The organism is Moritella viscosa, from assembly GCF_900120065.1.
Classification (GTDB): Bacteria; Pseudomonadota; Gammaproteobacteria; order Enterobacterales; family Moritellaceae; genus Moritella; species Moritella viscosa.
Window position 1 is genome coordinate 1 of sequence record NZ_FPLG01000126.1, and the last position, 9,199, is coordinate 9,199.

The window sequence follows — 9,199 nt, forward strand, 5'->3', positions numbered from 1 at the left end:
CCACCCGTTACAATCGTGGTGTAATACTTGTTAAATTCGTCTAGACAGTCGTTTTGAGTATTTATATTGCGTGACGGCATACCAACAACAAACCCTAATTGGTCTGTATTTATATCGGTTATAATTTCGGATGAACGGGGTTGCGAAATAGCATCTGCCGCTACATTATTTAATGTTTCAGCACTTTTCATTTCTCGAACCTTTCGCTAAGAATTCAGATACGGCCTGTCTAACACCTTCTTTTAGAGATAACCCTAATTTGTCAAAAGCGTCTATTTCAGCCTGATTGAATTTTAGTGAACTGTTACGTTTTAAATATGGATTTACGGACGGTCTACCGCCTTTGTTTTTAGTTGTCATTTTATAGCCTTGGGATATGGGGAATCAGACTGGTAATCTGAATTACAATCAGTATAAGTCGACTTAAACCTTTAATGCAAGTAAAAAAAAGCCGACCCCAAGTTGTCGGCTTTTTTCTAAATAGATTCAAACAGGCGAAGTACCACCAACGCCCTAATCTTCCTAAATTTAAATTACAAACAAAGTGACAAAATCAATGTCTTGTGATCTAATAAATAGGCGATTCAAGGGGATTAGAGTCCCCTTGAATCTAAATAATAAGGCAATGTTGAAGCATCCCTTATCTCTGTCTCTTACCGGGACTTTTGAAAATCCGAGGGCTAAGCCCTTGGAGTTTCATTGCATCTAAAAGAAAGTAGATTCGAGTAGATACATTATGAATACTAAGTTAAAACCATGCGTTAAATCAACCTGTATGACCAAATTAGAACACTATTTACTATGCAAAATGACAATATCAACAACTTGTCATATTTGCACTCTAAAAACCACTGGTTACCTAAACAGTGGATTAGTCATTTTTAAAGCAAACGTTATCCAGCTACTTTCATTCAGACCTATTCAGATACCAAATGGTAGGCAAGCATGAGAATTTATTGCCCTTCATGTGGTTCAGTCGCACGTATAGCTACATCGCGCACTGTCACCGAAAAACTACGAGAAATGAACTGTCAATGCAAATCACTTAATTGTAGTGCTACATTCGTTTATCACTCGTCATTTTCTCATTTCATTGCAGAGCCGCGTCTAAAATCAAGTGCACAATCTAATCATGCTTAACAGGTCTTACCTAAGATGATAAATGGCTTTCGCATAAAGATTTAAAACTAAAGTCGCAATCGCGGCTTTTTTTATGCCTGCTGCACAACTCACTCAATAATTGATTGCTAAAAAATAAATTTAACTTACTATTGGTAATTACAATTAGTAATTACCAATGATAGGGTTTTATGACTAAGCATATAATATTCTTCAATACCAAAGGTGGCGTATCTAAATCAACGCTATGCGAATACACCGCTAATGAGTTACAGCGGATAGGTAAATCTGTCAGCGTGGATAACACCGACCAACAAAAGCATGTCACAACGATCTTAAATGATAACGCTGAATATTGCATTTACGATACGGCTGGAGCATTCACTGCAAATAACATCGATTTACTAAAAGCATGTTCTGATGTTGATGCTCTAGTTATCGTGCCAATGAATACAGGTAAGAATGATTTTATAGAGTTAGAATTTTTAGTTTCTCGACTAAATGAGTACGGCTTAAAAGAAAAATCTAAATTCGTATTCACTAAAACTCGATCTAACAGCAAAGCATTATTATCAAGACGCGAATCACTGGCTGAGTTCGGGTTAAGTTCCTGCGAATGGGTAATGCCAATGCTAGAAGATTTTAGCGAACAACGAAACACCACGAGAACGAGAGCTGAAATGAACGTATTTTTAAATGAGGTAATACTGTGAGTTTAATATCAAAGAAACAACCGGCTAAAAACCGCGAACAACTAACAACTGAAAGCGCTGTTATTGAAAGCCAAAAGATAGAAAAACGTGCGTATCAGAAAGAGCATCGAGCACGAACATTAGCAGCATACAACGAGCAAGCAGCAATAATAAAGGAACTGAAATCTGATAATTTAGCTGCATATGTAGCAAATCATTCTGATAACTCGCATGACGTTAGAACAGGCTTACACTCAATGAAGGTTAACGCGTATGAACTTGCTGTAATCAAGCAGGCTATTGAGCTAACAGGCTCTAAAGGCAGTCGAGACCTGTATATTAAGTTGTGCAAGCAGATCATTATCAAGGGTGGTATTTTAGATTAGTGCTTACCTTTAGTTATTAGTGGTTGTAATTACTAATAGTAAGTACTATTATAATAATTCAAAAGAAAGCCGCAGGTGCGCTAACACTTGCGACAATCACTAATCAGCTGTTCGGAGCTAATCAATATGAACATTATTACATTAAACGACATAGTAAGACTATCCCCTTTATTAACTAAAGGCCAAGTAATCAGATTAATTAAAGCAGTAAACGGGGACTAGAAAGTAATGCAAACTATAAACTTAATAGATCTATCAATAACAAAGTATTCACAAGACAAAATGATAGAACTCAAAACTGGCCGTCTTACTGTTAACTTTAGAGCTGAAACCGTGATGGTTACGCAGAATAACGGATACCAAATTATACAATGCTTAACAACCACGAACGGTGAACCATCGGGAGAGATCTTATTACAGCTACCATTAAGCTATTGCGATGCTCACCTAATTTGTAAGTTTTTAAATATTAAAATTCAAGAATCTCAATAAATTAAAAAACACATTCCACTTGAAGCTAATTCACGGGTAAAAATATTACCCGTGAAAAAAAACATGAACCAAAATACCCAAAACTTACACAAACATGGCTTTCAGCCAAAATTCAACTGAAACTAACTTTCCCCATAATGGTGCAAAATTATCTATCCATAATTGCTGATTTTAATTGATTTAAAGGGGGTAAAACGGGGCTTAGGGACGCTTATTTTCTTGAGTGGTGAAATGGTACTGCGCATTATCACCTTTATGTTCAATAGGCCGCTCAGGGACGATTTTAGCCCAAGATCTAAAAAGCCTCCAATTAGGAGGGCAAAATCAATGAGCCACTAGCTAAAATCAAATATTATAATATTGTTACGCTCGTATAAAAGTACTGATATTATACGTAATATCAGTACTTAATTTTTAAAGGCGTTAATTTAATGAGCATTTTGTTACCTAACGATGTATCCCAACAGATGCTCGATAGTAAAAAGACGAAGAACGCCAAAGTAACTAACTCTAATGGTACGTGCTCTTTTGGGGTAATGCCCAACCTAGGCGCTAGATTTCCAACGGGAAATATAATACTAAAATTAGGCGATTCAGGGTTTTATGATCGTAACGAAAGAAAACTTAAAGCCGCTTTTGGACTTCGTCATATATGGGATAAGCACAAGGTTGAAATCGGAGCCACTAACGCATTTGATGTAATTGAATTTATAGAAAGTGTTATTACAGTTGGGGCTGAAATTATAATAGACCAAAATAAAGACCCAAATAAGCCTTTAATTGTAGAGTCTACAGCTGGAATGGTTGTTGTTGAGTTAAAGCAACCGCAAGGTGAAGAACCTTACTATAGTATTGTTACCGCGTATGACAAGACAAGACATGCTGGTACATTAGTTGGGAATCTATAGATACAAAAAAGGCTGGTATAAATACCAACCTCTATGAAATTGTGATTGTTCGTGGCGTTCCCTTAGCTCTTTGGGGTCGGGATAGGAATAAATCCTTAACAATCTATTGTAAAACTCTGGTGCTTTACAAGCAGCATACAAATATATAACCAATCCAGAATAAAGTTATATACCAAGCCCTTCTACAACTTAATTATATTACCTTATTGACAAGATAGCAATAAGGCAATAGTGCAATCTTGTCAATAAGGTAAAACCTACTGCGCATAACGCATGTTATGTAACATTTGAGTAAGGTTCTAATTAGCTATGCAGTCATGTTAACGGTCACACCACCCCCTTAAGCGGTAGATTTGGGTGGGCTAACGGTTTATGCGTATAACGCACGTTATGTAAGATTGGCGTATGGGTCTAATTCCCGACTTCATGACTTAAGCGGCCAAAACACCCATTAAGCGGTAGCTGCGAGGCGTTTAACGGTTTTATGCGCATAACGCATTTTATGTAAGATCAGGCAATAAAAATGGTTCGCTACGTGAAATATAGCGAACTAACTCCCACCAAAATCCCAATAGAATATAAATTCTCAAAAAAATAAGTATAACCTAATAATATTTATTCAAGTTTATAGTAATAAAAATACACCAGAACAAAAACATAAAAGGCCATCGCTTCGCGCTGAATTCATTCGCTGCGCTGCAAGGTCAAGAGATCCCCCTCCGCCCCTAAAGGGGAACCTCTCATTGGCGAGTGCCTAGTTGCGGGGGAGACGCTACGCTTAAAACACCCCCACACCTAGTCCATCTTCAATGAACGACAACGACAGTCAACCCACTCGTTCCTCGGGGTCGCTACGCTTGACAGTCTTATGACGTTACGAGTCAATGACAAACCCTCGAACTTAAAGAGAACTCACTCAACAGGGCGTTACAGGTTGCTTTAATAACAAAGTTAAACGCGCAAAATAGACTCACCGAAAGAACCGACACATTCCCTCATAATCTAAGCAAAAAGCAGGTTTGGCAGAAAGGGCGGGACGGCTAAAGCCTATTGTTGAAAAAAATTAATCGGTTATTGGTATCAATATTTGTTTTTGAATTGTCAAAATGGGGTTTTGATTTATAGCGATAATAATAAATATTACCTAGTAATATCTATTGTATTGTGCAACTCGCAATTAAACCTGATTTTATAGTTAATTTTAAATAATAGGGTGCTTACAATACCCTATTATTTAAATAATCACTTTCTAATCTAAATACTGATTACGTTGATGAAGTAGAGATAAATACAGCGCGAAGTCCAACGAACATAGTCCAGCCCAGCATTAAATTGTAAACATCTGTAGGAACTATATCGTCAAAACAATCAACGGCATAAGAATGACCGACAGCACCACTTGAAGTTCTACTACTAGCTAATATAAAGCTAATTTGAGCGCCATTTGATAGAAAACCAAGGCTATCAACTTCCTCATCCAGTGAGCAAGCGAAATCAAGCATCTGCTTTTTAAATTTTTCACGATAGTCAGGTGATGAAAAGAGGAATATTTGATTATCACCTGTAGAAATAGCTTCTTCTAACGTGAATCGAATAAGTGATTTAACAAAATCATCACTATTGGCATCTTTAGATACATTGATAAACATTTCATCATAACCATAAAGTGAACAAGATATACCCTCACAACGTTCAACAATAACTTTTAATTTTTGCATATCTAATCTCAATTGTTACATTACAAATTTATAGCTATAAATTAAAGCTATGCCCAAATATCAGAACCTTGTTTTTTAAGCTTAACGTTGTCAAACTCAAGTGCTGCCGCTTTTCCTAATTGCTCAACAACATAGGCCATACTCATACACTCAAAATTTTCAACCTGGTCACGTTTATCATTTCTGACACCAACCGATTTTCGAATTGAATTATTTAAGATATATATTGATAGATTATCAAAACTAGTCACCATAATGCCGCGTGGTGGGAAGTTGGAAACCGTGAACGTAGGTAAACCGCCATAAGTAGAAATGACTTGTCTCATTTCAATTTTTACCTTCTCACTTGGGGTATTGCCGTTCTGCGCATAAAGTCTTGCTTGATCACCAGCAATCAATTCATTGCCTACGATAGCAATCAAATCATTTGTTGATGCAAATACGGGATCTAATAAACTTTTTACCGTAAGAACGGCAAGGTCAAGATTAACAAAATCTCCGCCTTCACCAATACGAATTTCATTTGAATTAACGACAACTTCAGATAATACATTTTCAGGTTTATTTTTTCGTAATGCTTCGATCCAACCTTCATTAACATCTTCACCATTAGGATTAGCGTTAATGTCAGTGTCCTTTTCAGCCGATGTCCCATAGAAACCAACTCTAATTTTATCTAAATCAGATTGAATACGAATTTGATCATTAACACGACCTTCAAAATCTTTTAAGTGAAAAAAAGCATTAAGCTGAGTGTAAGTGATGTGTGTATCAAAGTTTGTTTGAATACATTCATATCGCATTGCAGTTAAATCATGCGCAGAACGTGTTTGTCGCTCTTTTCCTGAAGCTGTATCTGTCCGCGACGCAATCATACGACCAACACCCAAACCGATAGCTTCACCAGTTAAGTTATCTACCGTTATAACGTTGATACGTGTTAAGAAGTCATCAGTATCTTTCACATCATCAATTAATATTTGACCAGCAGCGGGAGTAACATTAAATCTTTCGCTAGCATCCTCTACTCCATAGATTTGTTGAACTGATTCTTTAAAAGCATTAAGTTTTATTTGTAATTCTGGTTTCATTAGTTATCCAATTCCATTCTATTAAACTTTGATTGATACAATGAGGAAAAGCTCATTTAAGTAAGGTGTTATAAAAATCTCATTGCAGGTCTTTCACACTTCTGCTTAGGCGAGATTAATCGAAGCATCACATCTCTTTTCTTTGCGATATGTGGTTGCAATTGCTTGCTTGGTGGTTTGCTTTTAGAGTTCTCAAAAATAAAACTCTCCAGTACTGCGTATTGAAGAAATCGAATACCACAGACTTTGCATTCGCAATAATATTCTCTAATCGTGTTTGAGGCAGGGCTTGAGGTAACGACTCGATATGACCCGCCACAATCAGGGCAATCTAACATACGGCCTCCTTCGGGCCATTAGTTACGCCTTTATTAATCATGCTAAGAGATAGAGTGAAGGAAGAAGAACAATTTAAGTTACGGCATTGGCACGTTAATAAACTTTTTGTTCGCGTCTCTTTCTTTTGATTAATAACGCGAGCCTGACAATGACAAATAGGACAAGTCATATACATGTAATTTTCCCTACACAACTAAATAATTAAGTAGAATAAAAGTACTCGTATTTCTCTTTGGGAGGTAGAGAAGGCATTTCTATATGGCGATTATAGAAAATTGATTCAAGCAAAGAGGGGTAATTGAAGAGTTTAAAAACCTTATTCACTATTATGCAAAAGTCTGAATATTTATGCTCAGAGCAAGGATTTTTCAGCCGTTCGGACTCACCCTCCCCTCCACACCAAAATTCAGCACTACAAATAAACGAAATTAAGGAAGTGCATAACTAGTCACCAAGGACGTGATTAAGTGACTGTTTAATAACAACTTTAACATATTTTAGTACGTTGTGAAAATATTAGCCTCGATCGCATTCTTGCGTTTTTGTGCGTTTTTTAAATTCACTCGAAATTATTCAAAAAAGCCCTTAAATTAATGTGACTCTCTTTAAGTTAGAGGGTTTCGTTATTGACTCGTAACGTCATAAGACTGTCAAGCGTAGCGACCCCGAGGAACGAGTGGGTTGACTGTCGTTGTCGTTCATTGAAGATGGACTAGGTGTGGGGGTGTTTTAAGCGTAGCGTCTCCCCCGCAACTAGGCACTCGCCAATGAGAGGTTCCCCTTTAGGGGCGGAGGGGGATCTCTTGACCTTGCTAGCGCAGCGAATGAATTCAGCGCGAAGCGATGACCTTTAATTACTGGTTTTAGGTTATTTATTTTAAATTGAGACAGTTATAAGACAGTTATAAGACAGTTATATATATATACCAAGTCAGTCATACCAATGGTTAAGACAGTTAAGACAGTTAAGACAGTTGAAAATTAAGTTGTAACTTTTTTTATTATAAATAAATAAAAAAATGAGAAAATAAACTGCTTAAACTGTCTTAACTGGATGAAGCCAGTTGTAGCAAGGGTCTGCAACTGACTTACTAACTGACTTGTATTTTTTAAAACTGTCTTAATTTGATATTTACGCGTAAAAAAAGCCGCAAACGCGACTTTAATTATAAATTTGTCATTCTTTATGCTTTTTTTTACCAATCCGTAGTAAACGCCATGTAATTATCAAAATTTGCTCTAATTGTTGCCAATGGTGGGAAAATATAGGTTCTAACCTGCTTTCCTTCAAAATATGGTCGGGCATCATCAACGCCAATAAGTTTTAGCCGCTTACCAAGCTGACGATCTAAGCTACCGAAAACTTTAAGTCCATGATCATCTATCCACTTTTGCGCTATAGTCTGAATATCTTTTCTTGAAACTGATACTTCCATTAATCCTGCACCAAAAAAAGTGCCGTCAGATAAGATTTCGAATAGCCATTTATCAAGTGGGTCTAGGTTATCAATTTTCTGTTCCTCAAGTGCTTTGGTTTTTGGTACGTGGCGTGGCTCAAAATCCGTAATGTCGATATTAATTAAGTAAGTTAACAGCTGACCTGCAAAGTCTGGTTTATCTACTGTTTCATGCAGTGGTTTAAAGTATTCGCGGTTTTGTTTATAGCGGTCGGATACTTCAAGGTAAAGGTAACGACGTTCGTCACGCTCAATACTGATTACATTTTCATGGTTTGTTGCCATAATAATGCGTGAATAATCAGGCAAGCTGATACGATCAATGCCCTTGCGCTCAATACTGCCTGTTTTCTCTGTAATCATGGCTTTGAGTTTATCGGTCGAGCCCTTACTACCAGCGAAAAATTCATCTGCAAAAAGCATTATTTTGTTTTCTAACTGAGAGTTAAATTTTCCTATTACTTGCTCTGGACTTGTAGCATGTAAATAGTGGGCTCCAAAAATTTTAGACAGTGGTTTTAAGAGTGTGCCCTTACCTGTTCCTTGGCCAGCTTTAAGAACAACGCCGACTTCTGGTTTTTCTTCTGGTTTTTGTACTGCGTGAGCGATCCATTTTATTAAGTAGTCGCCGTGTTCCTTGTTGCCATCACAAATAACGTTATAAACGTGATTTAGGTATATCTGTAAATCTATTTCGGCTTTTTCATCAATATCAATAGGTGAGCAGCCTAAACCCATATAGGTGTTTAGTTTGCCTTTATAAAATTTTGTCAGCTTGGGATAAAATGTTATTCCGAATTTTGCAGAATCACTTTCTGGACTTTCTAACCATAATTTTGCAGGGTTAAATAGCTTAACAGCTGTTCCATTTGTTGTTTCAATTTGAACTGGAATTTTGTTGTAGTCTTTGTGGATGTCGGTAAATTCTTTGTGATTAAAAAATTCAATATTAGCATTACCGAATGGGTCTAAGTTGGCTCGAATAACTAAGTTTTTA

The 9,199-nt window shown here is 36.7% G+C and carries 11 protein-coding genes; 4 read left to right on the forward strand and 7 right to left on the reverse strand.

Annotated elements, in window-relative coordinates; all coding sequences use genetic code 11:
* Positions 1-191 (reverse strand): hypothetical protein (locus BT797_RS20530; protein WP_139292007.1); only part of this gene is annotated, 191 nt, incomplete at its 3' end.
* Positions 178-360: a hypothetical protein gene (locus tag BT797_RS23925; protein WP_075473312.1), complete on the reverse strand. Its 183-nt coding sequence runs from the start codon at positions 358-360 to the stop codon at positions 178-180. The genes BT797_RS20530 and BT797_RS23925, both read right to left, overlap by 14 nt.
* 585 nt (positions 361-945) lie before the next feature.
* Here BT797_RS23925 and BT797_RS24755 point away from each other — a divergent pair.
* The 4 genes from BT797_RS24755 (at position 946) to BT797_RS20560 (ending at position 3,597) form a co-directional block, all read left to right on the forward strand.
* Positions 946-1,140 carry an ogr/Delta-like zinc finger family protein gene (locus BT797_RS24755; RefSeq protein ID WP_075473313.1) on the forward strand — a complete coding sequence of 65 codons (195 nt, stop codon included), beginning with the start codon at positions 946-948 and terminating at the stop codon, positions 1,138-1,140.
* Positions 1,141-1,310: 170 nt separating this feature from the next.
* A complete protein-coding gene (locus BT797_RS20545; protein ID WP_075473314.1) occupies positions 1,311-1,832 on the forward strand; it encodes a ParA family protein in 522 nt (173 codons plus the stop codon).
* Positions 1,829-2,197 (forward strand): hypothetical protein, encoded by a 369-nt coding sequence (locus tag BT797_RS20550; protein WP_075473315.1) that lies wholly within the window; start codon positions 1,829-1,831, stop codon positions 2,195-2,197. Before BT797_RS20545 ends, BT797_RS20550 begins: the two co-directional genes overlap by 4 nt.
* 923 nt (positions 2,198-3,120) lie before the next feature.
* Positions 3,121-3,597 carry a hypothetical protein gene (locus tag BT797_RS20560; protein WP_075473317.1) on the forward strand — a complete coding sequence of 159 codons (477 nt, stop codon included), beginning with the start codon at positions 3,121-3,123 and terminating at the stop codon, positions 3,595-3,597.
* Between the two features lie 1,265 nt (positions 3,598-4,862).
* Here the strand turns inward: BT797_RS20560 and BT797_RS20565 are convergent.
* The 5 genes from BT797_RS20565 to BT797_RS20590 all read right to left on the reverse strand — a co-directional run.
* Positions 4,863-5,315: a hypothetical protein gene (locus BT797_RS20565; RefSeq protein WP_075473318.1), complete on the reverse strand. Its 453-nt coding sequence runs from the start codon at positions 5,313-5,315 to the stop codon at positions 4,863-4,865.
* 47 nt (positions 5,316-5,362) lie between these two features.
* Entirely contained in the window at positions 5,363-6,406 is a 1,044-nt protein-coding gene (locus BT797_RS20570; protein ID WP_075473319.1) for a phage major capsid protein, P2 family, read from the reverse strand.
* Between the two features lie 68 nt (positions 6,407-6,474).
* Positions 6,475-6,744, reverse strand: coding sequence for an ogr/Delta-like zinc finger family protein (locus tag BT797_RS24760; RefSeq protein ID WP_075473320.1), 270 nt, complete (start codon positions 6,742-6,744; stop codon positions 6,475-6,477).
* Complete coding sequence (locus BT797_RS24765) at positions 6,738-6,920, reverse strand: ogr/Delta-like zinc finger family protein (RefSeq protein WP_075473321.1); 183 nt, start codon at positions 6,918-6,920, stop codon at positions 6,738-6,740. The genes BT797_RS24760 and BT797_RS24765 overlap by 7 nt, the downstream gene beginning before the upstream one ends.
* A gap of 1,021 nt (positions 6,921-7,941) precedes the next feature.
* Positions 7,942-9,199, reverse strand: a 1,258-nt coding sequence (locus BT797_RS20590; protein WP_217653263.1) for a DUF5906 domain-containing protein, incomplete at its 5' end; no start/stop codon positions are given.

Coding starts and splice junctions, on each gene's coding strand:
- BT797_RS23925 (WP_075473312.1), bottom strand. CDS start 360: ATGACAACTAAAAACAAAGGCGGTAGACCGTCCGTAAATCCATATTTA.
- BT797_RS24755 (WP_075473313.1), top strand. CDS start 946: ATGAGAATTTATTGCCCTTCATGTGGTTCAGTCGCACGTATAGCTACA.
- BT797_RS20545 (WP_075473314.1), top strand. CDS start 1,311: ATGACTAAGCATATAATATTCTTCAATACCAAAGGTGGCGTATCTAAA.
- BT797_RS20560 (WP_075473317.1), top strand. CDS start 3,121: ATGAGCATTTTGTTACCTAACGATGTATCCCAACAGATGCTCGATAGT.
- BT797_RS20565 (WP_075473318.1), bottom strand. CDS start 5,315: ATGCAAAAATTAAAAGTTATTGTTGAACGTTGTGAGGGTATATCTTGT.
- BT797_RS20570 (WP_075473319.1), bottom strand. CDS start 6,406: ATGAAACCAGAATTACAAATAAAACTTAATGCTTTTAAAGAATCAGTT.
- BT797_RS24760 (WP_075473320.1), bottom strand. CDS start 6,744: ATGTTAGATTGCCCTGATTGTGGCGGGTCATATCGAGTCGTTACCTCA.
- BT797_RS24765 (WP_075473321.1), bottom strand. CDS start 6,920: ATGTATATGACTTGTCCTATTTGTCATTGTCAGGCTCGCGTTATTAAT.